Origin of the sequence: Polaribacter sp. (genome assembly GCF_039939415.1) — a bacterium.
Classification (GTDB): domain Bacteria; phylum Bacteroidota; class Bacteroidia; order Flavobacteriales; family Flavobacteriaceae; genus Polaribacter.
The window spans coordinates 22,870-48,786 of sequence record NZ_JBDVJE010000048.1; the positions used below are offsets into that span (position 1 = coordinate 22,870).

The 25,917-nt window shown below is 28.8% G+C and carries 26 protein-coding genes; 4 read left to right on the forward strand and 22 right to left on the reverse strand.

Going from position 1 to position 25,917, the window contains the following annotated elements; all coding sequences use genetic code 11:
- Window positions 1-90: 90 nt before the first annotated feature.
- The 19 genes from ABJG40_RS07280 to ABJG40_RS07370 all read right to left on the reverse strand — a co-directional run bounded on the left by ABJG40_RS07280 (window position 91) and on the right by ABJG40_RS07370 (window position 16,160).
- Window positions 91-1,230, reverse strand: coding sequence for an ATP-binding protein (locus ABJG40_RS07280; RefSeq protein ID WP_348023917.1), 1,140 nt, complete (start codon window positions 1,228-1,230; stop codon window positions 91-93).
- A 1-nt stretch (window position 1,231) separates the two neighbouring features.
- Complete coding sequence (locus ABJG40_RS07285; RefSeq protein WP_348023918.1) at window positions 1,232-1,984, reverse strand: SDR family NAD(P)-dependent oxidoreductase; 753 nt, start codon at window positions 1,982-1,984, stop codon at window positions 1,232-1,234.
- A 168-nt stretch (window positions 1,985-2,152) separates the two neighbouring features.
- Window positions 2,153-3,082, reverse strand: a complete 930-nt coding sequence (locus tag ABJG40_RS07290) for a hypothetical protein (RefSeq protein WP_348023919.1) — start codon at window positions 3,080-3,082, stop codon at window positions 2,153-2,155.
- Window positions 3,083-3,180: 98 nt separating this feature from the next.
- Window positions 3,181-3,645, reverse strand: a complete 465-nt coding sequence (locus ABJG40_RS07295; RefSeq protein ID WP_348023920.1) for a hypothetical protein — start codon at window positions 3,643-3,645, stop codon at window positions 3,181-3,183.
- A 101-nt stretch (window positions 3,646-3,746) separates the two neighbouring features.
- The gene (gene atpG, locus ABJG40_RS07300; RefSeq protein WP_348023921.1) at window positions 3,747-4,613 is read right to left on the reverse strand and encodes an ATP synthase F1 subunit gamma; all 867 of its coding nucleotides are present in this window, start codon (window positions 4,611-4,613) and stop codon (window positions 3,747-3,749) included.
- A 49-nt stretch (window positions 4,614-4,662) separates the two neighbouring features.
- On the reverse strand, window positions 4,663-6,240 hold the full coding sequence (atpA, locus tag ABJG40_RS07305) for a F0F1 ATP synthase subunit alpha (RefSeq protein WP_348023922.1): 1,578 nt from the start codon (window positions 6,238-6,240) through the stop codon (window positions 4,663-4,665).
- Window positions 6,241-6,261: 21 nt separating this feature from the next.
- On the reverse strand, window positions 6,262-6,819 hold the full coding sequence (gene atpH / locus ABJG40_RS07310) for an ATP synthase F1 subunit delta (protein ID WP_348023923.1): 558 nt from the start codon (window positions 6,817-6,819) through the stop codon (window positions 6,262-6,264).
- Window positions 6,820-6,825: 6 nt separating this feature from the next.
- The gene (locus ABJG40_RS07315; RefSeq protein WP_348023924.1) at window positions 6,826-7,326 is read right to left on the reverse strand and encodes a F0F1 ATP synthase subunit B; all 501 of its coding nucleotides are present in this window, start codon (window positions 7,324-7,326) and stop codon (window positions 6,826-6,828) included.
- Between the two features lie 99 nt (window positions 7,327-7,425).
- The gene (gene atpE, locus ABJG40_RS07320; protein WP_013993139.1) at window positions 7,426-7,614 is read right to left on the reverse strand and encodes an ATP synthase F0 subunit C; all 189 of its coding nucleotides are present in this window, start codon (window positions 7,612-7,614) and stop codon (window positions 7,426-7,428) included.
- 36 nt (window positions 7,615-7,650) lie between these two features.
- Window positions 7,651-8,787: a F0F1 ATP synthase subunit A gene (gene atpB, locus ABJG40_RS07325; protein WP_348023925.1), complete on the reverse strand. Its 1,137-nt coding sequence runs from the start codon at window positions 8,785-8,787 to the stop codon at window positions 7,651-7,653.
- Window positions 8,788-8,868: 81 nt separating this feature from the next.
- Window positions 8,869-9,258: a DUF6168 family protein gene (locus ABJG40_RS07330; protein ID WP_348023926.1), complete on the reverse strand. Its 390-nt coding sequence runs from the start codon at window positions 9,256-9,258 to the stop codon at window positions 8,869-8,871.
- Entirely contained in the window at window positions 9,251-9,469 is a 219-nt protein-coding gene (locus tag ABJG40_RS07335) for an AtpZ/AtpI family protein (RefSeq protein WP_348023927.1), read from the reverse strand. The genes ABJG40_RS07330 and ABJG40_RS07335 overlap by 8 nt, the downstream gene beginning before the upstream one ends.
- Entirely contained in the window at window positions 9,432-9,806 is a 375-nt protein-coding gene (locus ABJG40_RS07340; protein WP_348023928.1) for a polymer-forming cytoskeletal protein, read from the reverse strand. The genes ABJG40_RS07335 and ABJG40_RS07340 overlap by 38 nt, the downstream gene beginning before the upstream one ends.
- A 43-nt stretch (window positions 9,807-9,849) precedes the next feature.
- On the reverse strand, window positions 9,850-12,072 hold the full coding sequence (locus ABJG40_RS07345) for a hypothetical protein (protein WP_348023929.1): 2,223 nt from the start codon (window positions 12,070-12,072) through the stop codon (window positions 9,850-9,852).
- A 129-nt stretch (window positions 12,073-12,201) separates the two neighbouring features.
- Window positions 12,202-12,897 (reverse strand): ABC transporter ATP-binding protein, encoded by a 696-nt coding sequence (locus tag ABJG40_RS07350; protein WP_348023930.1) that lies wholly within the window; start codon window positions 12,895-12,897, stop codon window positions 12,202-12,204.
- A 22-nt stretch (window positions 12,898-12,919) separates the two neighbouring features.
- The gene (locus tag ABJG40_RS07355) at window positions 12,920-14,389 is read right to left on the reverse strand and encodes a DUF5687 family protein (protein ID WP_348023931.1); all 1,470 of its coding nucleotides are present in this window, start codon (window positions 14,387-14,389) and stop codon (window positions 12,920-12,922) included.
- A gap of 49 nt (window positions 14,390-14,438) precedes the next feature.
- Window positions 14,439-15,149, reverse strand: coding sequence for a hypothetical protein (locus ABJG40_RS07360; RefSeq protein WP_348023932.1), 711 nt, complete (start codon window positions 15,147-15,149; stop codon window positions 14,439-14,441).
- A gap of 2 nt (window positions 15,150-15,151) precedes the next feature.
- Window positions 15,152-15,808 carry a hypothetical protein gene (locus tag ABJG40_RS07365; RefSeq protein WP_348023933.1) on the reverse strand — a complete coding sequence of 219 codons (657 nt, stop codon included), beginning with the start codon at window positions 15,806-15,808 and terminating at the stop codon, window positions 15,152-15,154.
- A gap of 13 nt (window positions 15,809-15,821) precedes the next feature.
- On the reverse strand, window positions 15,822-16,160 hold the full coding sequence (locus ABJG40_RS07370) for a PadR family transcriptional regulator (RefSeq protein WP_348023934.1): 339 nt from the start codon (window positions 16,158-16,160) through the stop codon (window positions 15,822-15,824).
- 175 nt (window positions 16,161-16,335) lie between these two features.
- Here ABJG40_RS07370 and ABJG40_RS07375 point away from each other — a divergent pair, with 175 nt between their 5' ends.
- Entirely contained in the window at window positions 16,336-17,166 is an 831-nt protein-coding gene (locus ABJG40_RS07375; RefSeq protein ID WP_348023935.1) for a fibronectin type III, read from the forward strand.
- A gap of 158 nt (window positions 17,167-17,324) precedes the next feature.
- Here the strand turns inward: ABJG40_RS07375 and trxA are convergent, their stop codons facing one another.
- A complete protein-coding gene (trxA, locus tag ABJG40_RS07380) occupies window positions 17,325-17,684 on the reverse strand; it encodes a thioredoxin (protein ID WP_348023936.1) in 360 nt (119 codons plus the stop codon).
- A gap of 125 nt (window positions 17,685-17,809) precedes the next feature.
- Between trxA and ABJG40_RS07385 the strand changes: the two genes are divergently transcribed.
- Both ABJG40_RS07385 and ABJG40_RS07390 read left to right on the forward strand, forming a co-directional pair.
- Complete coding sequence (locus ABJG40_RS07385; RefSeq protein WP_348023937.1) at window positions 17,810-19,879, forward strand: prolyl oligopeptidase family serine peptidase; 2,070 nt, start codon at window positions 17,810-17,812, stop codon at window positions 19,877-19,879.
- A 196-nt stretch (window positions 19,880-20,075) separates the two neighbouring features.
- Window positions 20,076-20,996 carry an ABC transporter ATP-binding protein gene (locus ABJG40_RS07390; protein ID WP_348023938.1) on the forward strand — a complete coding sequence of 307 codons (921 nt, stop codon included), beginning with the start codon at window positions 20,076-20,078 and terminating at the stop codon, window positions 20,994-20,996.
- A 76-nt stretch (window positions 20,997-21,072) separates the two neighbouring features.
- Here the strand turns inward: ABJG40_RS07390 and ABJG40_RS07395 are convergent, their stop codons facing one another.
- Window positions 21,073-21,381: a GIY-YIG nuclease family protein gene (locus tag ABJG40_RS07395; protein WP_348023939.1), complete on the reverse strand. Its 309-nt coding sequence runs from the start codon at window positions 21,379-21,381 to the stop codon at window positions 21,073-21,075.
- Between the two features lie 196 nt (window positions 21,382-21,577).
- Window positions 21,578-24,406, reverse strand: coding sequence for a glycosyl hydrolase (locus ABJG40_RS07400; protein WP_348023940.1), 2,829 nt, complete (start codon window positions 24,404-24,406; stop codon window positions 21,578-21,580).
- A gap of 163 nt (window positions 24,407-24,569) precedes the next feature.
- On the opposite strand from ABJG40_RS07400, the gene ABJG40_RS07405 reads away from it, so the two are divergent.
- Entirely contained in the window at window positions 24,570-25,907 is a 1,338-nt protein-coding gene (locus ABJG40_RS07405; RefSeq protein WP_348023941.1) for a DEAD/DEAH box helicase, read from the forward strand.
- The last annotated feature ends 10 nt before the right edge of the window (window positions 25,908-25,917 follow it).

Here is a 25,917-nt window from a genome sequence, read left to right on the forward strand (position 1 = left end):
GAGCTTATGAAGAGGTTAGATTTTAAATGTTCTATTTCTAAAACTTACTTAAAAAAGTTTTTCAAATTTATTTTGTAAGAAATAATAATCCTAACTATATTTTACTTTTCTAATGACACGCAATGCTTCTTTGTATTTGATATAGGTAGTTTTGTCTTTAAGGTTTCTAATATGATTTTTTGCCTTTTTTAGTTGTTCTTCAGCTTCTAAAAAACCATGCAAATAACAAATTAGGCAGTTTGTAGGTAAGCGCAAAACATCTTCGTGTTCTAGACCTGAAAGGGGTATTTTGTTTTCAAGTTTTTTAATAATAGCATTGCAACTGTTATAAATTTCTAGAATGGTTTCTGTATTAAATTTTGGTGCAACAAATAAGAACTCTTTTAAAATATTATGCTTTCCGTTATTTTTAAAATTGATAATTGTTTTTTCTAAAGGATAATATTTTTCTTCTTTCTCTAATCCTAATAAAATGTATTCTGTTACAATAAAAGAGTTTTTATTATAACTTATCTGTACATCATCTAAAGCAGAAAAAAATAATTTTACTTGTTCATTTATTAACTCAATATCTACTCTAGAAAAAAATTCTTTATTATTAATTATCTTGCTTTTTCCTGCCCAACACAACACAAATTGCTCATTAAAAACCTTGTATTTTGGTTTGTGTGTTGGTTTATGATTATTAATAAAATCGAAAACGCCATTTAAAGTTAATTCAATATTATTACCCGCATTTTTTTCTATGGCATCAACAATTTTTTTGTTAGTATTTCTTAATTCGAAGTTTTTAGGGGTTGATATAGAAATACTTCCTCTTCTATAAAACGAAGTTCCTTTTTTATATTTCCAAGTATTTTTTAAAAGTGATGTAATTTTGTTATTTGGATGTATAGTAACTAAGCCAATTACTTTATGACGAGGTAATCTTGGAAAAGGTACATTTTCATACTCAATCTTTGGTGGATTTTTAAGGTATGCATTTACCAAATTTTGAATCTTACTGTCATCAAAAAAGTCTACACCAATAATTTTGTTTTCTTCATCTTCAATACCAATTACGATGTAAGAATTGTTTTTTGGGTTAGAATTAGAAAGCGCACAAACGTGTTTTAAAAATTTTGCTTTTCCGTCTTTAGAACTTAATGATATTTCTTGCTTTTTATCATAAAAACTATTCTCATCATTATGAGAAAGTAGTTTTTTAATAAGTAAGCGTTTGTTAATCATTTCAATTCTTATTCAAAATTGTTGGAGTTGCTTGTGCAGTTGGATACACAACCAAATCTTCAATATTTACATGGTAAGGTCTTGTAACTACAAAATAAATAATATCTGCAATATCATCAGCTTGTAAAGCTTTATAACCTGCATAAACAGATTTCGCTTTTTCAGTATCACCTTTAAAACGAACATCAGAAAACTCAGTTTCTACAGCTCCAGGATGAATTGCAGAAACACGAATGTTATGTTTGTTTAAATCTATTCTCATTCCTTTATTTAGAGCGTTTACAGCATGTTTAGAAGCACAATATACATTTCCGTTAGGATACACGTCTTTTGCAGCAATAGAGCCAATATTTACAATAAAGCCACTATTTCTTTCTGTCATTTGAGGAATAATTGCTTTAGAAACATATAATAAACCCTTTACGTTAATATCTAACATAGCATCCCAATCATCAATACTACCATCTTGTATTGTTGATAAACCATGTGCATTACCAGCATTATTGATCAAGATATCAATTTGTTTAAAATTTTCTGGAAGTGAATTGATTGCAGTTTCTACTTCTGTTCTTTTAGAAACATCAAATTGTAAAGTGGTAACTTCTGTAAGTTTACTTAATTCTTTTTGAAGTTTTTTTAATCTTTCAGTTCTTCTTCCACAAAGCACGAGTCTTATATTGTTTTTTGCGAAAATTTCAGCAGTTGCTTTTCCAATTCCTGATGTTGCTCCTGTAATAAATGCTGTTTTACTCATATTTGTACCCTAATATTTCTTTCTTTAAAAGTATAAAAACAAGTTGTTTCGTTTATGGTTTATAAAATAAAATTTTCATTAATTTTTTTAACAAAGAAAAAACCGCTCTGTAAAGAGCGGTTTTCCTTTTGATTGGTAACTAACCAATCAAAAATCAACTAACCAAACTTATTTTAAATTTCTTCTATTCTTTGTTTTTCTTTCTATTTTAGTACGTTTTCTTCCCTCATTTCTTACAAGATCTTTTGCTTCTTTTTTATTTTTTGTACTTTTTAAATATTGTACAAACCCTCTTCCAGAAAACTCATATGTAGTTTTCGAATCTACATTGTAAAGTTCTATTCTTCTATCATTAATAACGCTTAATTCGAACTCTTCAATATCTCCACCATCATAATTAAGTGTTAAAATCTTTAAATTTTCATACCCTGTTACATCGTAGATTTCATATCCACCAACGAAACTCCAATTAATATAATCAATTTGTGTGCCAAAATTATTTTTAGAACTATAAAATGTTGTTATATTTTCTGGCGTAAACGCTAAAAAGTTTTCCTCATCAAAAGCATTTGGCATTCCACCTATTGTAGTTTCTTTTTCCCAGGCAACATATTCTTGTAAAAAGTATTCTATGTTTTCATAAAATAATTTATCATAGTCAAATTGATTTATTTGATAACCAATAAGGTAATAATTTACATTCTGTTTGTAGTTATATAATTGTATTTCATTGCTAGATATTAGAGTAACTTCAAAATCGTTTGCACCATCTATATCATGATTTGTATTTAGTAAACCATTATATGTATTGTAAGTTCCCACATCAATTCCTAAACCATTTCCTGTTTTACCAATATCTACAATATTATTATTTGCATATAAAATTCCGTTTAAAAATGATAAAGTAAATGCTTTTGATACATATGGAATATCTCCATTTCCAGTAGTTCTATGATAATCTACATACCAAACATCATAGTTAGATACTACATTTTCTATATAAATCTGGCTATCATAAGAATCTTCATAATAAGTTGTACAAGAACTTAACAGTGTTGCTGTTATAATAATTGTTAAAAGTAATTTTAAAGATTTCATAAGCTTGTATTTAATGGTTATGCTTATGTAATTTCAAAATGTGTGCCAAAATAAAAAACCACTCATAATTGAGTGGTTTTTATCTGATAATTAAATGATTATTGTATCTTAGGAAAAGAGTTTCTATTTTGTTTTTTTATGTCTTTAATTTTAATGTATCTAGTTTTTCCACCTAATTGATAACTTAGAACAGCTTCATTTTCTTTTAATTCGAAAGGAAATTTATCAGGATCAGGAATTTTGTTTTTTAGTTCCTTTTTAGAATCTGAATGTAAAATTAAATCAGGTTTATTTCTTTTAGAAGTATTATAATGTGCTATTAAAAGTGAAGCATCTTTTATTTCTACTTTAGTAGATTTTTTTCTAAAATAAAGTGAATTAAATGCTATTGCAGATTTATTTTTTAATTTAATTTGCACATTAATACCACTAACTCCTGGTACACCTCCAACCCAAGAATGGTATTCTGCTGAATCAATTTGAAATGGAGGGTTTGTTTCAAAATTAGTACTTCCACATTGTGAAAATCCAAAAATTATTGTCAGTATTGATAAAAATTTCATTGTCTTCATTTTTGTTTTTTAAGAATAAGTTCAAACGCTATGCCAATATATAAAAAAAGCGAACCAAATTGGTTCGCTTTGTATTTTATAAAAAAATTATTTTAGTTATTTAAAGCTTCAGCTCCACCAACAATCTCTAAGATTTCATTAGTAATTGCTGCTTGACGTGCTTTATTATAAGTTAATAATAATTCGTCTCTTAACTCTGTTGCGTTGTCTGTAGCTTTATGCATTGCAGTCATACGTGCACCATGTTCAGAGGCAAAACTATCTCTAATAGCTTTGTATAATTGAGTTTTTAAAGACTTAGGTATTAAAGCTTCTATAATTTCTAATTTAGAAGGTTCAAAGATATAATCAGAGTTAACATCAGAAGCATTTCCACCCTCAATAGGTTTAATTGGCAAAAATTGTTCTACTTGAGGAATTTGAGTTGCAGCATTCTTAAACTGGTTGTAAAGAATTTCTATTTTATCATACGTGCCTTCTGTATAAAGGCTCATTAATTTTTCTGCAATTGCAGCTACATTATCAAAAGTTAAATCATCGTAAATATCGTTTCTTGTTGCTACAATATTAAATTGTTTAGATAAAACATCACCACCTTTTTTACCGATAGCAAATAAATCAACATCAACATTACTGTAATTTTCATTTACAGTTTTAATAACTTCTTTTGTAATAGATGAGTTAAAACCACCACATAAACCTCTATTAGAAGTTACTACAACTAATAAAACTTTAGAAACCTCTCTTTGTGTTGAATATGCTCCACCAGCATCACTATCTAAAGTTGCACTTAAATTTTGCAATAATTCAGTTAGTTTAGATGAATACGGTCTCATTGCCGTAATTGCATCTTGTGCTTTTTTCAACTTTGCAGCAGATACCATTTTCATGGCAGATGTAATCTGCATTGTAGATTTAATAGAGGTAATTCTATTACGTATTTCTTTTAAGTTTGCCATTCTATTGAAATTTTGAAATTCCCACTTTCGTGGGAATGACAACTAATTTTTATTCGAAATGTGTAGAAATTTCTTTAGCTGCTGCTTCTAAAACAGCAATTGTTTCTGGAGTTAATTTACCAGACTTTAAAACATCTAAAGTATCTCTATGTTTTGCGTTTAAGTAATCGATATAATCTTTCTCGAATTTCTTAACCTGATCTACAGGAACATCTTTTAATAAGTTTTTAGAACCTGCATAAATAATTGCAACTTGATCTTCTACTGAGAAAGGATCATTTTGTGCTTGTTTTAAAATTTCAACGTTACGTTGTCCTTTAGAAATTACACTTAAAGTAGCTGCATCTAAATCTGAACCGAATTTAGCAAATGCTTCTAATTCTCTAAACTGAGCTTGATCTAATTTTAAAGTACCAGATACTTTTTTCATAGATTTAATCTGTGCGTTACCACCAACACGAGATACAGAAATACCTACGTTAATTGCTGGACGAACACCAGAGTTAAATAAATCTCCATCTAAGAAAATTTGTCCATCTGTAATCGAAATTACGTTTGTTGGAATATATGCAGAAACGTCACCTGCTTGTGTTTCAATAATTGGCAATGCAGTTAAAGAACCCCCACCTTTTACAATTCCTTTTAAAGAATCTGGTAAATCATTCATTTCACTTGCAATTGTATCATCATTAATAACTTTTGCAGCACGTTCTAATAATCTTGAGTGTAAGTAAAATACATCACCAGGATAAGCCTCACGTCCTGGAGGTCTTCTTAATAATAAAGAAATTTCACGGTAAGCAACAGCTTGTTTAGATAAATCATCATAAATGATTAAAGCTGGTCTTCCAGAATCTCTAAAGTATTCTCCAATTGCAGCTCCAGCAAATGGTGCATATACTTGCATTGCTGCAGGATCTGATGCATTTGCAGCAACAATGGTTGTATAAGCTAATGCTCCTTTTTCTTCTAACATGTTTGCAATTGCTGCAACAGTAGAAGCTTTCTGACCGATAGCTACATATATACAATATACTGGCTCACCAGCATCGTAAAATTCTTTTTGATTTAAAATAGTATCTATAGCAACTGTAGATTTACCAGTTTGTCTATCTCCAATGATTAACTCACGTTGACCTCTACCAACAGGAATCATTGCATCAATAGATTTAATACCAGTTTGTAATGGCTCTGTTACTGGCTCTCTAAAAATAACCCCAGGAGCTCTACGCTCTAAAGGCATTTGATAAGTTTCTCCAGAAATTGGTCCCTTACCATCTATAGGATTTCCTAAAGTATCTAACACACGACCTACAACACCTTCACCTGCTTGTAAAGAAGCAATTCTTTCTGTACGTTTAACAGTAGAACCTTCTTTTACTGATGTAGAAGCTCCTAACAATACAACTCCTGCATTATCTTCTTCTAAGTTTAATACGATACCTTCTAGTCCGTTTTCAAATTCTACTAATTCACCATATTGAACATTCGAAAGACCGTATACACGAGCAATTCCATCTCCTACTTGTAAAACAGTTCCTACTTCATTTAAAGTTGCTTTAGCTTCAAAATTTGTTAACTGTTGTTTTAAAATTGCTGATACTTCAGCTGGTTTAATACTTGCCATCTTTTATAATTTGATGTATTATTAAATTTTAGGAATGTAATGACTGTTGTCAAATTCCTTTTTCAATTCACTTAAATAATTAGAGATACTTGCATCATACTGCACATCTCCTACACGCAAAATAAATCCTCCTAAAATATTAGGGTTTACTTCGTTTACTAAATTTGCTTTTTCTCCTGTTAAGTCAACAATTTTAGCTAAAACTTCTTTCTCAACTTCTTTTGTTAAAGGAACTGCAGTAGTAACTTTAGCTTCTTGTGTATGTTTATCAAAATCATAAATGATTGCATACTGTTTAGCTATTGCTTCTAGTAAAGCTATTCTTTTATTATCTTGTAACAGGTGAAATAAGCCAAGAGTAATATTGTTAACCTTACCATCAAATAAACCGTTTAAAACTTTTATTTTGTCTTCAGATTTAACAATTGGGCTTCTTAACATTACTTCAAAATCATCGTTTTTAGAAACTGTATCTGCAATTAATAACATATCGTCATTAACAACTGTTTCTAAATTAGAGTCTTTAGCAAGATTTAAAATTGCTTTTGCGTAACGTAATGCTGCTCTTGCGTCTTTCATTCTATTTTAATTTAAAGTAACATCTTTTAAGATTCCTTCAACTAATTTAAGTTGATCATCTTTAGAAGATAATTCTTTTTTAATTACTGATTCTGCGATACCAATAGATAATTCTGCAACGTTCTTTTTAAGTTCTGCCAAAGCAGCTTGCTTTTCTTGAACTATAGAAGCTTGTGCATTTTCTATTAGTTTTGTAGTTACTTCTTTAGCGTCTTCTTTTGCTTCAGCTAACATATTATCTCTAATGTCTCTAGCTTCTTTCATCATTGCATCTCTTTCTGCTCTTGCTTCTTTTACAAGTCTTTCATTATCTGCTTGTAGGTTTTGCATTTCTTTACGTGCATTTTCTGCAGCTGCTAAAGCGTTTTCGATACCAGATTCTCTTTCTTCTAAAGAGTTTAAAATAGGTTTCCAAGCAAACTTTACCATTAAAGCAATTAATGCTAATAATAAGATTGTAGATACTGCAAATAATCCTGGTGAAAAATCGTTTAATAAAGTTTCCATTCTATAAACTAATTAATTTTTTTGTTTCTAGTTGTTTAATTTTAAAAACAGGTTCTGTAACCAACCGTTACAGAACGCTATTTTTTGTTTTTGTTTGGATTATTTTCCTAAGAATAATGCACCAAATGCTAAACCTTCTAATAATGCAGCGATAATAATCATTGCTGTTTGAATTTTTCCAGTTGCTTCTGGTTGTCTAGCAATACCTTCCATTGCTTTTCCACCAATTTGACCTAAACCAATTCCTGCTCCGATTACGATTAATCCTGCTCCAATTAAATTGTACATAATAAATGTATTTTTATTAAATTAAACAAATTTGTATTAATGAGCTTCTGAGTGATCTGCTACAGCCATACCTATGAATAATGCTGAAAGCATTGTAAAGATATAAGCCTGTAAGAAAGCCACTAAAACCTCAATTAATGTTATAAAAAATGATAATACTAAAGACAAACCTGTTGCTCCAACCACACCAAGTGATTCTTTAAGAGTAAACATGATTGCTATTAAGCTCATTACCACAATATGACCTGCTGATATGTTTGCGAACAAACGTACTAATAATGAAAATGGTTTAATAATTAATGCTCCAGCTAATTCTATAATTGCTAAAACGGGTCTTATTAAAACAGGAACCCCTGGCATCCAAATCATATGCATCCAGTATCCTTTATTACCACTAAAAGTATAAATTATTAATGTAAAAATTGCTAAACATCCTGTAACTGCTAATTGTCCAGTAACGTTAAATCCTAAAGGAGTTAAACCTGCTAAGTTTAAAACCCAAATAAAGAAAAATACAGTTAATAAATACCCTGTAAATCTTCTATAATGCTTGTCTCCAATATTTGGTCGTGCAATTTCATCTCTTACATATAATACCAAAGGTTCTAAAACTCTTGCAAAACCTGTTGGGATTTGTTTGGTTTTGTATTGTTTTGCTAATCTAGAGAACCAGAATAATAATAAGAAACCTATTAATAAAATACCCACAACACTTTTAGTAATAGAAAAGTCTAATACTTTATGAGCATTGGTTGCATGATGAGTTTCATCAAAAGAAACTGTTGCAGCTTCTTTATCTAATTCGTATATTTTAGAGTGAATCTTTGTGAATTTTAATCCATTTTTTTCTACAATTACATGACCATCATCATTATGATGAAATTCTGACGACATAAATGTTACCAAACCTTGACTAGACCAAATGATTACTGGTAAAGGAAAACCAACATGTTTTCTTTCTCCTTCATCTGAGGTATAAGACCAAAGTGAAAAGTCGTGAGAATCTTTAATATGATGTAGAATATATGCTTCTACTTCTGCCTTCGTATTTACACGACCACCATCATTCTGGTTATCGTGCTTTTTATCAGATTCTGTAGCATAACCTATTGAAGTAAAAAAGGTTATTGCTGCTATTAAAAGAAACTTGATTGTTTTTTGTGCAATCTTCATTGTAAAAATACGCTTTCTAAATTCCGCGCAAAGATATAGAATTATTCAGAATCTCAAACCTTTTTTTGTGGGAATTATTTATTATTGTTTTTTCTTCAATATTTTGGTAACAAATACAGCTTCTGTTAATAAAAATACAATCATAGGAATAAATAAAGATACTCTTGCCGTAAAACTGAGCTCTTCTTTTGAAAACAAAGACTTTTGAAAGATTAAACTAAAAAGAATAAGTTTTAAAATAATTGTACCTAGATAGATAAAACCAAGTTGTTCAAATATTTTATTAACAGTAGAAAATACTAAAAAATTAATACAAATTAACAATGAAAAACCAAGGTGAAAAATGTATACTTTTTTGAGTGAAAAAGGTAGTGTTATTTGTTGGTTTTCTACTAAAAATTCATGAAAAGAAAAGCTTAGTAGAAATAAAATAAAGAAAATAACAGTAAAAACAAAAATGCTTCTAATCATTAATTTTATTCGCTTGTTTTATTAATGAATACATGGCAAAAAAAATGGCAATTAAAGTTATTGTTTCAGTTAAAAAGGAAGTTTCGAATTTTACATCTAACCATTCTCCGAATAAAAAACCTAAATAAATTGTCAATCCCATTTGCAAACCTGCACCTGAGAGTTGCATAGCTTTATGAAGCGGTTTTTTCTGAGCGTCTTTTTTTGTCATTAGAAGAATTCAATTCTTTTATAGCTCCTTTCATTGCACATGTTGCATTAAATGATGCTCCTGGTTCTATAGAAAGTTTTCCTATAGTTACATCTCCAGAAATATCTGCAGTTCCTTTTATAGTTAATGTATTTGATACCAAAAGTTCTCCAGAAAACTCACCTTCTATATCTGCATTTGTAGCTTCTACTTTTCCTTTAATAAATCCATCTGTACCAATAATTACTCTTCCATTTGTAATTAATGTTCCCTCTAAAGTTCCATCAATTCTAAAATCTCCATCAGATTTAATGTCTCCAATAATTGTTGTGTTTTTAGCTACAACATTTCTTTCCATAACTTTATTTTTTTGAGGTTTCTTGTCTTTATTACTAAACATTTTACTTACTTAATTGTTCAACTATTTCTTTTGCTCTTTTTCCTTCTTCTGTATTTCCATATTTAATAATTATGGCTTCTAGTGCAAATTTATAAGTTTTTTTATCTGTATACTTTCCTATAGCATAGGCTCTTAAAAGTTCAAATTTAGCAATTAATTTTGAATTTTCTATTGATGGTAGTAAATCTACTACTTGTTTAACGGTTTCTTTAAACTGATTATCTTTATATAAGTAATACAATTCTTTATATTTTGTTTCTATTTCGGTTACAGAAATTTCTTCTTTATTTTTTTTATTTGGATATTTTATATTTTTTGCAAAAACAGTGGTTGCATAATCTGTAAGAATTACATTTTTATGTTTATTGGCTTTTGTTTTATTACCCAAATCTTTATAAATTTGATACAAATGCCAGTTTATGGGTAGAATTAATTCTTCTTTTGGGTTTAATGAAGCAACTCTTTCTAGTCTATTTAATGCAATATTTGGATTTTTAAATTGCTCTTTATAAATTAATCCTAATTCGTATAAGGCTTGGTTTCTATCTAGATTTAAAGTGTCTATGGCTCCTTTTCTTGTTGGAATTGTTTTAATATAGCTTTCTAAGTCGTAACGTAATTTTTTTTGTACAACTTGTACAGAATCATTGTCTGTTATGTTAGAAGAAGTTTTAGAAGACCATCTCCAATCATCTTCTAATTTTCTATCTCCCCAAATCCTTTTAAATTCTGTTTGACCAAAACTTAATGATTGTGGGTTATAAAAATACCATTTTCCTTTTTTGTTAGATTGTAAAGAACTACCACCAAAAGTATCGCCAAAGGCTGCTTTATTTAATTTTAACTGAGCAGCATCTTTATCTGCTTTTTTTAAATCATCTATATATTTCTGAAAATATACTTCTTGATCGGTTTTAGAAAGAGATGTAATTTTTAAAATACTATCGTTTTTTGTAACAATGTTTTCAAACTTAATTAAAGAAGCTAAGTTTTTGTGCTTTCTCTTAATACGTCTAATTCTTAAACTATGTGTATCTTTAGAAATGTTTAAAATACTATCATAATAAGCACTTGCTAATTTGTATTTAGAATTTTTAAAATTAATGTTTCCTAATCTTTCAAAAGTATACGTTTTCTGTTTTACGTTTACAGATTGTGCTCTTAAAGATTTTTTATAATAATTTACGGCTAAATTGATGCTATCATTTTTTTCATGCAAAAATCCAACTTGATAGTATAACTCGTCTAAATAAGGTTTGTTTTCTCTTTCTTTAATTAATTTATGTAACTTTTCTAAAACAACTACCGTTGTTGAATCGTTAGTAGAATTTTTTGCTAACTCAATATGAGCATGCATTTTATATTTTTTTGGTGCTTTTTTAAAGTCGATAATTTTATTAAAAACCATTGACGCAGAATCTTTCTTGTTTTCTGAACTTAAAATCTGACCCAAAATAAATAAGTTTCTTGCTCCTTGATTTCTATCTTTTAAAGTTTTTGTTGCTTTAACAAGATATTTTTTTACTTTTTGAATACTATCTGTTTTAACATAAGCCATTGCTAAAGCTGTATAACCTTGTTCTTTAATTTCTTCTGGCAAGTCTATTTCTAAAGTATCTTTTACTTGAAGTAAAAGTTTTAATGATTCTATAGCAAACTCTTCATTATCTAATCTGATATTAGTTTTTGCTCTCCAGATTTTAGTTTCATTAATTAAACTTGCAAAAGGATAAGTGGTAATAACATAATTAAAAGCTTCAATGGCAGGTATATAACGTTCATCGTAATAACGTGCTTTTCCTAAGAGTAAATAAGCATCATCTATTTGACTGTTACGCTCATTACCATCAATATTCATTCCGTGTTTCTGAATCGATTTTACTGCTTTTTCTTCTGCAATACCAAATGGAGTAGAAGCTTTTTTTTCTTCTTTATTTTTATCACCAAAACCAGCTCCCATACCAGAATTAAATGTTGGTATTTCTAGTTTTTCGCCTTCAAACTTTAAAGGTTCTATTGGTAATTGTTGAAACCAATCATCTTTATAATCATTATTTATTGCTTCAACCCCTTTTTTAAATGCTTCTTTACCATTAAATAATACATTGTATTTTGTGTTTAATGAATGCCAATTTCTGCTAACAACTGTATCTTTTTTTGTGCTACAAGAATATATAACTGCAAATACAGAAAGAATAAATATTATTTTTTTGATGATTTTCACACAAACAAATATTAGTTTAACAACTATTTTAAAGGGCTAAGAAAATAAAAACTCTTATTTACAACTATTTTTTGTTGAAAATAGTATAAATAAGAGCGTAAAAATAGTAATAAATTAAGAAAAGAGTGCTTATACAGAAAAATAGCTTTCTAATTCTTTTAAAGTTTCTGCAGATGTTTCTATGTCTTTTACCACATTTCCTTTATCTAAAACCACAATTCTTTCGCAAACTTCTGTAACGTGCGTTAAATCGTGGCTAGAAACTAATACTGTAATTTCTCTGTTTTCTGTTAAGGTTTTAATGATATTTTTTAATCTAATTTGAGTTGTTGGGTCTAAATTTGCAAATGGTTCATCTAAAATTACTACCTGTGGATTTCCCATTAACGCAGCTACAATTCCTGCTTTTTTCTGATTTCCTTTACTTAAATCTCTTAAATATTTTTTCTTTCCAATAATTTCATCATTAAAAAATTCATCAAACTGAGTTAAAAAAGATTTTACATCTGCTTTATTCATTCCTCTTAAATCTCCAATAAAATCGAAATATTCTTCTGGAGTTAAATATCCTATTAAAAAAGATTCATCTATAAAAGAACCTGTAAAGTTTTTCCATGCTTCACTTTGGTTTACAACAATATCGTTATTAGTAATTGCACCAGTTGTGGGTCTAATTAAGTCTAATAAAATATTGAATAATGTTGTTTTTCCTGCACCATTATTACCCACTAAACCAAAACTTTGTCCTGTTGGTATTTCTAATGATGAAACGTTTAAAACTTCTGCTTTTCCGTATTTTTTTGAAATTGTATCTATTGTAATCATTGTGTCTTTTTAAAAGGTTGAATTATGCTTCTTTACCAAAAGCGTTAATCATAGCGTATTTGTCTTTAATGTATTTTTTTTCGATAAAATTCATGATATAGTTTTTTAGAACTAATCCTAAAATTCCTACAACTGCAATTGCAATTATACCTGCATTAAAATTAATTAGAGAACTAAACCCCCAAAATAATAACATTGGTATTCCCATAATTGGTATTACTATTAAAAACTGTGTTGCACTTGTACCTTGCATGTTAGAAAAACCTCCTTTTGTTAAATCGATTCTTTTTCTGTTAAAAGAACCTGCATACAACAAAAACAAAGAATTAAAACCAATATTAAAGATTGCTCCTGCTGTAATCATTAAGAAAATATCCCATCCAAAATAGATGTAAGGAATGCTTAAAAAGTATAAAATTGCTGTCATTGCAACCATTAAAAACCATTTAGACTCTAAAAATTTACGATATCTAAAACTTTGACTCATTAACATTTTATAGTGTGCACTGTCCCAAGCAGGAATAAATTGACCGTAATTTAAAGTGAAACCACCTGTAATAAATAGCGCTGCAAAAATTAACATTGCTGGCATTTTTTCTATTACTGCTGGATTTTTAAAAAATATTAATCCGTAAAACAAAAATAGAAAAGACATCATAAATACTGTTTTTGTTCTTTTATTTCTCCAAATTAAACGCATGTCGTTTTTTATAAACGGAGCAACATCACCTAATTTATCTGCCCAAGTCATATCAGAAGTGTTGGCTTCTTCTACTTTTGCAGCAACTGCTTCATCTAAATATACTTGATTTCGTAATTGTTTGTAATTTAATTGATATAAAACAACCAATACAACAACACCTACTAAAGAATAAATTGGTTTTGCATAAATAGCATCAAAAATTTGACCTCCATAACCAACTACATCAACAATATTAAACTTTTGTAAGCCAATTAATGCTAACAAAATTGCACCAATAATACCTAAAGCAATATTGTTTTTATTGATTAAAAAGTTTAAGAAATTTGCAGATTGAATAATTAAAATCATTGTAAATAACCAGCCAAAAACTCCTGCTGTGTTATACCCTTCTTTTATTAAAACAATTGCAAAAGGAATGTAAAAAAACAATCCCATAATATTAAAAAATGAGAAAGAGGATTTTCCTAATACATAATGTACCAACTTACTTTTCTTAATAGGCAGAATAAGCATTGGTTTTATATTCATTATTGGTATTTTTTGCATTAAATACCTGAATATTAGTTCTCCAAAAATTGCAAAAAGCAAGTAGGAGTTTACAATTTGTAAAGGATCTTGTTCTGGAAATTCTTTTTTTAGAATATAATATCCTCCAACTCCAATTGCTAAAAAAGAAACAATAAAATAGAGAGCTAAAAACGCCATCAATATTTTTAGTGCTATACTTTTTCCAAAAGAAGCTGAACGAACAAATTGTTTCCATTCTAGTTTTAAAAAGTGTAAAATCATATGTAGTAATTAGTTTGATTGGTAATAAGTAGTTTAAAAATAGAATTTGTTACAAAGTTTTTGATAATTTATATTCTGGATAGGTTTCTTCTAGTAATTCTTCTGCTTTTTGTGGGATTACAATTAGAGTTATATATCCTAAAATTACAACTGCAGAAATTAGTAAAGCTGAAAAAAATCGTCTAAAATCTCCCATAAATAAAAAATCCTTAGCGTTATTTGGTATAGAATAATCGAAAATATAAAACATTATTAATGCTGAGGCACCAATTCCGTTTATCTGAATAATATTTTGAAACATCCATTTTTTACCTGTTTCTTTAAACTGTTTGTTAGATTTTCTTTTGTTTCTAAAAAGAATGAAGACTTCTAAAAATATAATAATACCATAAATTGATGCATATATAAAATAAGCTTTAGGTATTTCTTGAATGTAATAAAAAGCGAATGCTATTAAAATTGTAAGAATTATTTTAGGTAAACGAAACCATTCTTTTGCGAAGCTTAAAATGGTTTTAAAATACTTCTTAGTCATTTGATTTTGTTTCTGTTCTACAACAGTCATAAAACCAAATACACCAAATTTTTTGAATGATTTATCTCTTGCTTGTTCAAAAGTTAATTTTGGTTTTTCTTCTAAAATTTGCTCAATATCATTTGCCAAATGATCTACCAATTCTGTTTGTACATCATAATATTCTACATAATGTTTTCTGGTGAAATTGTAGAGTTCTTTTATGTGAGATTGGGTTAGTTTCATTCTTATACAATTTTATATTTTTTGATGGCTTCTTTGTGTTTTTTGTAGAAATAAAAATAAGTATATGTAGAATAAATAAAACCTATTAACATTGTGACTTGAATTGAGTCTAAAGTTCCATTTTTAGTAAGATAATCAAAATCAAATAAAAGAATTAACACCATAAGTAAATTTAAACTTTGTGTATTTAATATAAAACTATAGGTTGTTGATGTCTTGTTTTTTAATTTTAATATAAATAAAACTAAAAAAATAATAAGAGTGCAAATAGATGAAATTTGAAAAAACAGGTTAAGTCCGTTTTTTGCAGTTTCAGATAAAATATAACTTGATTTTTCAATAAGAAAATATGTAGCAATAAAGATTGGAAAAGGAATGAAAAACCAGTTTGAAAACCTCTTTTTTGCTTTTTCTAATACAATTTTAGGAACACTAAACATTATACCAAACATATAACTAGAAGAATGTTTTAAATGTTTATTCCATTTAACTGTAACATTATTAAATGCAGTTTTAAAATCTAATTTTTCTGTTTGCGTTTTTACTTCAATATCAGAAATAATATGATCTAAAACTTCAAACCTTACATCTATAAATTTTATATCCTTTATATCTAAATAATGTTCTATTTTTTCTATTTGTTCTGTTGTTAATTCCATAGCTAAAAAATATTTACTCCAAACTAAATTTAGGATTTACCAATTGTTGCATCGTTCTTAAAAATTCTTGCATTTCATCTAACTTGTTGGCAGTTTCTTTGGTGCCACTTTCTGTTAATTTGTAATATTTTCTAAGTCGGTTTCCAACTTTTGCCACCTCTACATCTAACAAACCATCAGCTTCTAATTTGTGCAGTGCAGGATACAAAGCACCTTCAGTAATTTTTAATTCGCCTTTGGTGAGTTCTTTTACCTTTTGTGTAATTTCATAACCATACATTTTATCATTAGTTTCTAATAATTTTAAAATGATGGTTTGTAAAGAACCTTTGTATAATTTCTGATTTCCCATAATTTAAATGTTTTACTGATGATTTTCTCTTATTAAATGTCATTTCGAACGAAGAATTAGGAGAAATCTCTTTTACAAATATATACATAATTTTCTTATACATTAGATTCTTATGTGTTGTAATTTTAAGAATGTAGATTTTAATTACTTTAGTAATTCAAAAAGCAAACTATTTATGCATTTTCATAACCTAAAAAAACTACTAAATTTAATCACAATTTTTATTCTATTTTTTTCTAATGATGGATTTACTCAAGTAAAATTAACTGCAGATGGAGAAGGAAACACATATGAGTTGATAAACTCTGTACTTATTTCAGAAAATAAAACAGCTGTAGAAGTGCCAGATTGTAATCATAAAGATTTTGGAAGGCACATTAAAGAAGTGTTTGATAAAACTTTAAACAAGTATGTTTTTGAATTTATTATTCATATTAAACACGACAAAGACAGGTGTAAACGTTTTGACAGACAACGAAATGAAATTAAAGCGCACAAAAGATCTAGCGACATTATTTTAGCAACTGAAGGAGAAACTCTAAATTATAAATGGAAATTTAAACTAGAAAAAGGGTTTAAAGCATCATCAAGACATACAAACTTACATCAAATAACCTACAGATTAACAGAAACAAACGAACCTTTATTTGCTTTTATGGCTAGAGAAAAAAAAGGAAAAAGAAGTTTTGACATTGTGTACATAGATCAAGATGAACAAGAGGTTTTAAGCAGTGTAAAATTAGCTAAAATTACAGGAAAATGGATTGTTGCAGATGAAACTATTACTTATGGTAAAAACGGAAGTTATGCTGTAACTTTAAAAACATTAGAAGGCAAAACAATTTTAAAAGTTGATAAAAAAAACATTCAAACTTGGTATGAAACTATGGTGTACGCAAGACCAAAATGGGGTATTTATAGAAGTTTAAAATATGCCCATAAACTTAGAGATGAAAAAGTATATTTTGCAGATTTTGAGATAAATGATATTAAAACAGACAAATAAAAAAGAGGCTTTCTAAAAAGTAAAATTAGCTGTCATTTCGACTTTATGGAGAAATCTTTTACTATTGATAATAAATAATATAGATTTTTCGACTAAGCTCAAAATGACATCACTAAAACCTTTTCAGGCAGCCTCTTTTTTATTTATTAGATATTATATTACTTTTCTACCTTTAAAACATCTGCAATAATACGTTCTAATTCTGCTTTTGGTAAAGCACCATTTGCCATTTGTGGTTCTCCTTCTGCAGGACAAAATAACATAGAAGGAATACTTCTAATTCCAAATGCTGCAGCTAATTCTTGTTCTGCTTCTGTATCAATTTTGTAAATATCTATTTTACCTTTATATTCTTCTGATAATGTTTCTAAAACAGGAGCTAACATTTTACAAGGTCCACACCAATCTGCATAAAAATCTATCAAAGCAGGTTTATTTCCTTCAAATTTCCATTCTTTATTTTCTTCAAAATTAAACACCTTTTCTAAAAAGATTGCTTTCGTTAAGTTTTCTGTCATAATAAATCTGTTTTACACAAAAGTAGTCGTTTTATAACATCTAAAATTACAAACTGTTAATTATTAGAAAAAAAATAGAAATCTTAAAAAGTAAACTCTATTTTTAAGGTTTATAAAAGTAATTTATGTATCCAAAAATAAACAAAAAACCAGTTATAGATTCTTATTTCGGAATCGAAATTATAGACAATTACCGTTGGTTAGAAGATGATAGAAGCAAAGAAACAGAAGCTTGGGTAAAAGCAGAAAACAAAGTTACTTTCGATTATTTAAGTAAGATTCCATACAGAGAACAACTAAAATCGCGTTTATCAGAATTATGGAATTACGAAAAAATAGGAACTCCTTTTAAAGAAGGAGATTACACTTATTTTTCTAAAAATGACGGATTACAAAATCAGAATGTAATTTATAGAACAAAAGGAAATTCTGATGCTGAAATTTTTCTAGATCCAAATACGTTTTCTAAAGACGGAACAACTTCTTTAGGTTCGTTAAGTTTTTCTGAAGATGGAAAAACAGCTGCTTATGCAATTTCTGAAGGAGGATCTGATTGGAGAAAGATTATTGTTATGGATGCAGAATCTAAATTGATAAAAGAAGACACGTTAGTTGATGTAAAATTCTCAGGAATTTCTTGGTACAAAAACGAAGGTTTCTACTATTCTAGTTACGACAAACCAAAAGGAAGTGAGTTGTCTGCAAAAACAGATCAACACAAATTATACTATCATAAATTAGGAACTTCACAAAAAGAAGACGCTGTTATTTTTGGAGCAAAAGCTTCAGAAAAACACAGATATGTAGGTGGTTATTTAACAGAAGACAATAAGTATTTATTAGTTTCTGCATCAGTTTCTACATCAGGAAATAAGTTATTTATTAAAGACTTAGAAGACAAAAATAGTAAGCTTAAACCAATTATAGAAACTGTAGAAAGTGATACGTATGTTACAGAAAACAGAGGAAGTAAATTGTATTTAGTAACCAATTTAAATGCGCCAAATAAAAAAGTAGTAACAGTAGATTTTAAAAATCCTACGCAAGAAAATTGGAAAGATTTTATACCAGAAACAGAAAACGTTTTAAGTTTAAGTTCTGGTGCAGGATATTTCTTTACAGAATATATGGTAGATGCTGTTTCTAAAGTGTTACAATACGATTTTGATGGAAAATTAATTAGAGAAGTAAAATTACCTGGAGTTGGTTCTTCTGGTGGTTTTGGCGGAAAAACAGAAGCAAAAGAATTGTATTTTTCATTTACAAATTATAGTACTCCTGGTTCTTTATATAAGTTCAATCCAAAAGACGGAACCTATGAATCTTATTGGAAACCTGCAGTAGATTTCAATTCAGATGCATATACAAGTAAACAAGTTTTTTACACATCTAAAGATGGTACAAAAGTACCAATGATTATTACACATAAAAAAGGAGTAGAATTAAATGGAAAAAACCCAACTATTTTATATGGTTATGGAGGTTTCAATATCAGTTTAACACCAAGTTTTAGTATTGCAAACGCAGTTTGGATGGAACAAGGAGGTGTATATGCAGTTCCTAATTTACGTGGAGGTGGAGAATATGGTAAAAAATGGCACGATGCAGGAACGCAGTTAAAAAAACAAAATGTATTTGACGATTTTATTGCAGCAGCAGAATATTTAATTAAAAATAAATACACCTCTTCAGATTATTTAGCAATTCGTGGAGGTTCTAATGGAGGTTTATTAGTTGGAGCAATAATGACACAAAGACCAGAATTAATGAAAGTTGCTTTACCAGCAGTTGGGGTTTTAGACATGTTACGTTATCATACATTTACTGCAGGTGCAGGTTGGGCATATGATTATGGAACAGCTAATGATAGCAAAGAAATGTTCGATTATTTAAAAGGATATTCGCCAGTTCATAATGTAAAAAAGGGTGTAAAATACCCAGCAACAATGGTAACAACAGGAGATCATGATGATAGAGTTGTACCAGCACATAGTTTTAAATTTGCAGCAGAATTGCAAGAAAAACAAACAGGTAGCAATCCTACTTTAATAAGAATAGAAACCAATGCAGGTCATGGAGCAGGAACTCCAGTTGCAAAAACTATTGAGCAATATTCAGATATTTTTGGGTTTACTTTATTCAATATGGGGTTTGATCAATTACCAAATCCACCAAAAAGTAAAATTAAATCTTAAGTAGATTTTCGTATAAATTTTAAAACCGATACAATTTTGTGTCGGTTTTTTTTTGGGCGTTACCACAAGGGTCACGCTTTCACTACTCGCTGTTTCATTCTTCAACGAGCTCAAACAAACCGTTCAATCGTTAACGCAGGCGTATTTGCTATTTTTTTTGCAATCAAAAATCAAATAGAAAACCTATTTTTGCAGCATGTTAAAAGTGAACAACATTTCTTTTCAATATCACAAAAAAAAATCAATTCTAAACGATTTTAATTTCTCTTTACAAGAAGGAGAACATCTTTGTGTAATGGGAGAAAGTGGTTGTGGAAAATCGACACTTTTAAAAGCAATTTATGGGTTAGTAGACTTAAATGAAGGAGAAATTTTCTGGAAAGAAGACAAAATTATAGGTCCCAAAAAACAACTAGTTCCAGGTTTTATAAACTTTAAATACGTAGCACAAGATTTCGATTTAATGCCCTACATTTCTGTATCTGAAAATATTAAAAAATTCTTATCGCGTTTTTATCCAGAAGAAAGCGAAGCCAGAACACAAGAATTACTAAAAGTTATACAAATGCAGGCATTTGAAAACACTATGGTTAAAAACTTAAGTGGAGGTCAAAAACAACGTGTTGCTATTGCTAGAGCTTTGGCAAAAGAACCAAAACTTTTACTTTTAGATGAACCTTTTGGGCAGATAGATAACTTCAAAAAAAACTCTTTACGTAGAAACTTATTTAGTTATTTAAAACAAAAAAATATTGCTTGTATTGTGGCTACTCACGATAAAAATGATGCGCTTTCTTTTGCAGATACATTAATTGTTATTAAAGACAACAAGATTATAGAAAACAATTCTCCTAAAGAGATTTACAACAATCCAAAAGAGAAATATATTGCTGCTTTGTTCGATGATGTAAATGAAATTACCATCAATAATAAAACTGTTTTAGTTTATCCACATCAAATACAAGTTGTAGAAAATTCTGATACAGAAGCAACTGTTTTAAATTCTTATTTTAAAGGTTCTTATTGGTTAATAGAAGTTGAATTTGAATCTCAAAATTTGTTTTTTAATCATACTTCTGAAATACAAAAAAACGCTAAAATTCAATTAAGTTTTTAATAGATTTCTCCACAAGGTCGAAATGACAAGTTGTATGTCATTTTGAGCGAAGTGAAACGTAGTCGAAAAATCTCTTTTAAACCTCATCATTTAAAAAACCCCAATTTGGATTTTTAGTAGAAATCAAAAAGTCTTTTTTCTTTCTACTCCATTTTTTCAATTGCTTTTCTCTACTAATTGCAGTTTCAATATCCTGATAATGTTCAAAATAAATTAAATATTTACAATTGTATTTATGAGAAAAATGTTTAGAATTTGCTTCTGGATTAGAATGGTAATAAAGTCTTTCCTTTAAATCATTTGTCACCCCAATATATAAAACGGATTTAGTTTTATTAGTAATTATGTAAATGTAATAATTATGAGTTCCTAATGTCTTTTTCATAAAACTAATATAAGATTTCTCTCTATTCGAAATGACAATATGAGTGTTATTTCGAATAGAGAGAAACGTAATTGAGAAATCTCTAATGATACCATTTTTCGCTTTCTATTGATAATCGAAATAATAATTAAGAGTGTCATTTCGAACGAAATGGAGTTGAGAAATCTCAAACTATTTAACTAATAAAAGCTAAATTCTATTTCACTTCAAACTCACCTTTTGCATCACCAATTTTAACAACGTATTTTCCTTTTGGTAAATAATAAATATCATTTTTAGCTTTCTTAATAACAGCATCTTTATTTTCTTTCTTATAAGATTTTAAACCTTCTTCAGAAAAAGAAACATCATAAATTGCTTCATTAAAACCTTTGTCTGCATCTATAGAAATTGAATTTATTTTAACATCACCAGAATAAATATCGATGTTTATGTTTTTACTTGAATTTAGATAAAAAGGAATTTTTATTTCAGGAATAAATGCAGCCCTCCATTGGCTCCAAGAACTTCCCCAACTTCTTCCTTTACGTATATTTTTTATAGTAAAAATAGTTGTTGTTTTTAATAAAACTTCTTCGTTCATTTTTTGTAAAGAAGCAATTTCAGCTTTATATAAACTTCTACCATGTGTACCTACAATTAAATGTTTTGCTGTGGGTTGAATTACCAAATCATGTACAGCAACATTTGGTAAGTTTTTACTAAAAGCCTCCCAAGATTTTCCTTGGTTAAAAGAAACATACAAACCATTATCTGTACCTAAATACAATACATTTTCGTTTTCAGAATCTTCTTTTATAACGTTTACTGATGAAGTTGGAATGTTACTACTAATACTTTTCCAAGTTTGCCCATAATTGTCAGAAACATAAATATAAGGGGTAAAATCATCAAAACGATATCCGTTTAAAGTAACATAAACACGTTCTTTTTTAAATTGAGAAGCAATCACTCTAGAAACCCATAAATTCTGTGGTAAATTATCAGAAATACGAGTCCAACTTCCTCCTCCGTTTTTAGAAACATGCACTAAACCATCATCAGAACCTGTGTATAATAATCCAAATTGAAACGGGCTTTCTGAAATTGAAGTTAATGTTCCGTAAGCAACATTTCCTTTTTTACCTCCAGTTGTTAAATCGTTAGAAATGGTTTCCCAATCATCACCTTTATTTAAAGAACGGTGTAATTTATTACCTCCTAAATATAAAATATCTTGGTTGTGTTTAGACAAATGAATTGGAGTTTGCCAATTAAAACGATAAGGGTTTTCGCCTAAGGTATGTTTTGGTTGAATGTATTTGTTTTTACCATTTTCTCTATCAATTCTGTAATAGTTTCCAAATTGATAACCTGTATACACAATATTTGGGTTTCTATCATCAACTTGTACTTGCATTCCATCTCCACCCATAATTGATTCATAAGGATTTTGACCAGATTGCTGCCAACGTTTGTTTATTTGTGCATTATGATTGCCAACCCAAACACCATTGTCTTGTAAACCACCATATACCTTATAATTTTTTTGATTGTCTGCATAAACTGAGTAAAATTGCCCAACAGCAGGATCGTTTAACTTAATCCAGTTTTCTCCATCATCATAAGAAAGATTTAAACCACCATCATTTCCATTAATAATATGTCCAGTTTTTTTAGGATTAACCCATAATGCTTGATGATCTGAATGTACATTTTCTCTACTTATAGAAGTAAATGTTTTTCCTCCATCTTTAGATTTTATAATTGGAACTCCAAGAACATAAATTCCGTTTTCATCTTGTAAATCTACTCGTATTTCACCAAAATAATATCCGTAAGAACTATAAACTCCATCTAAAAATTCTTTGTGTGTTTTTGTCCAAGAATTTCCACCATTAGTAGTTTTAAATACTTCTGCACCAATTACCTGTGTGTCAAATAACATAGAGTTTGCGTCTTCTAAATATTTTGCCAAATCAATTGGTTTTACAGTACCTACTCTCACCATTTGTTTTACATTTTCTGCTCTATATTTTTCTTGAAAACCATTATTTTTTAAATAAGAATTTAGTTTTTTATCTGATAAATTTAAAAACTCATCAGAAGTCATTGTTTTAAAATCTTCTTTTGTTAAACTTTTTGAAGTTTTTTTATTTGCTTTTTTGGGTCTTCTAAATTGGTTGTCATGTAATGCATACACTGTATTTTCATTAAAAACGGCCAATCCAATTCTACCAACCCCATCACCAGTAGGAAATCCATTTTCTTTAGTTATTTTTTTCCAAGTTTTACCAGCATTAGTACTTTTATAAATGGCAGATTTTTTTCCATCTCCATCAAAGTTCCATGCTTTACGCTCTCTTTCCCATGAAGCAGCATACATTACATTAAAATTTTCTGGAGCAAACGCAACATCTATAATACCTGTTTCTTTATTGATATAAAGTGTTTTTTTCCAAGTTTTACCTCCATCAGTTGTTTTAAAAATTCCTCTTTCTTTATTTGATGAATATAAATGACCAATAACTCCAACAACAACTTCATTTGAATTATTTGGGTTGATTAAAATTCTACTAATATGATGAGAATCTAACAAACCAACATTGCTCCAAGTTTTTCCTTTATCTATAGATTTTAATAAACCAATTCCTGAATAAGAAGAGCGAGAAGAATTTTTTTCACCTGTACCAACCCAAATGGCTCCAGATTTCCAGTCTACAGCAATATCTCCAATATTTTGAGTTGGAGAATTATCTAGAACAGGTGTAAAAGTGGTTCCATTATTATTTGTGTACCACAAACCTCCAGATGCATAACCAACGTAAAATTCTGTGGTATTATCTGGATTTACCGCAACATCTACAACACGCCCACTCATAACAGTTGGACCGATATTTGTAAAATCGATGTTTTTTACCAATGATGTTTCCATCATTTTAGTTTTCTTTACTAAAGATTGCTGAATTACATCAGCATTTGTAGGGTTTTGAGCAATTAGTGATGTTGAAAAACATAGAAATAGAAACTTAAAAATAAACTTCATAATTATTAAGGTTTGGTTTGAATTGCTGAAATTACTATTAGTATTAATAATTTCAAAAAAATTAACATAAATTGGGAATTAAGATAAGTACTATCTTCAATTTAAAACAACGTATCTTTGCAGCAGAAACAACTACATAAAGTTGGTTTCTTAAAAGATTTCTATGACATTTTCAGATTTAGGTTTATCTCAAGCATTGGTAAAAGCAGTTGCCGAAAAAGGATATACCAAACCATCTCCAATACAAGAAAAAGCAATTCCACATATTTTAGAAGGCAAAGATATTTTAGCTTCTGCCCAAACAGGAACAGGTAAAACAGCTGGTTTTACGTTACCTGTTTTACAATATTTATCAGACACTAAACATCCAAAATATAGACCACTAAGAGCGTTAGTTTTAACACCAACAAGAGAGTTAGCCGCTCAGGTTTACGATAATGTTAGAGAATACAGTAAGTATGTAAACATTAAATCGGCAGTAGTTTTTGGTGGCGTAAATGCAAAACCACAAATTGCAACTTTAAAAAGAGGTGTAGATGTTTTAGTAGCAACACCTGGTAGATTATTAGATTTACATGACCAAAAAGCGGTTTCTTTTAAAAGAGTTGATGTTTTAATTCTAGATGAAGCAGACAGAATGTTAGACATGGGTTTTGTTAGAGATATTAACAAAATTATTAGTTTTATGCCTACAAAACGTCAAAACTTGATGTTTTCTGCTACATTTTCTAAAGATATAAAAAAGTTAGCAGCTGGTATTTTAAGAAACCCTGTTGAGGTTGAAACGGCTCCACAAAACTCTACAGCAAAAAAAGTAACTCATAAAGTTTTTAAGGTTGATAAAAAGAAAAAAACTGAGTTTACAATTAAGTTGATAAAAGACAATAATTGGAATCAAGTTTTAATTTTTACAAGAACAAAACATGGAGCTAATAAATTAACTAAAAAGTTAATACAAGAAAAAATTTCTGCTGCAGCAATTCATGGAAATAAGAGTCAAGGCGCAAGAACAAAAGCCTTAAAAAACTTTAAAGACAATTCTATTAGAATTTTAGTAGCAACAGATATTGCAGCACGTGGTTTAGATATTCCGTTATTGCCACACGTAATAAATTACGAATTACCAAATGTACCAGAAGATTATGTACATAGAATTGGTAGAACTGGTAGAGCAGGAGCAGCAGGAGAGGCTATTTCTTTAGTGTGTAGTGAAGAAACAGAATATCAAAGTGAAATAGAAAAGTTACTTAAAGAAAAATTAAAATCTACTGTTGTAGAAGGTTTTGAACCAACTGATACTGCGCCACCAAAAAGAGCAGCATCACAAAGTAAAAGTTCTTTTGGTAAAAAGAAGAAAAAAACAAATGGTAATTCTCAAAATAATTCTAGCGATAATTCTAAGAAGAATAACCCAAAAAGAAAGCCACATTTTAAAGGTAAAAAACCTGCAAATACTTCTGGAAGAGGAAGAACAGGCGCTCCAAAAAAGAAACGTTTTTAGTGTCATTTTT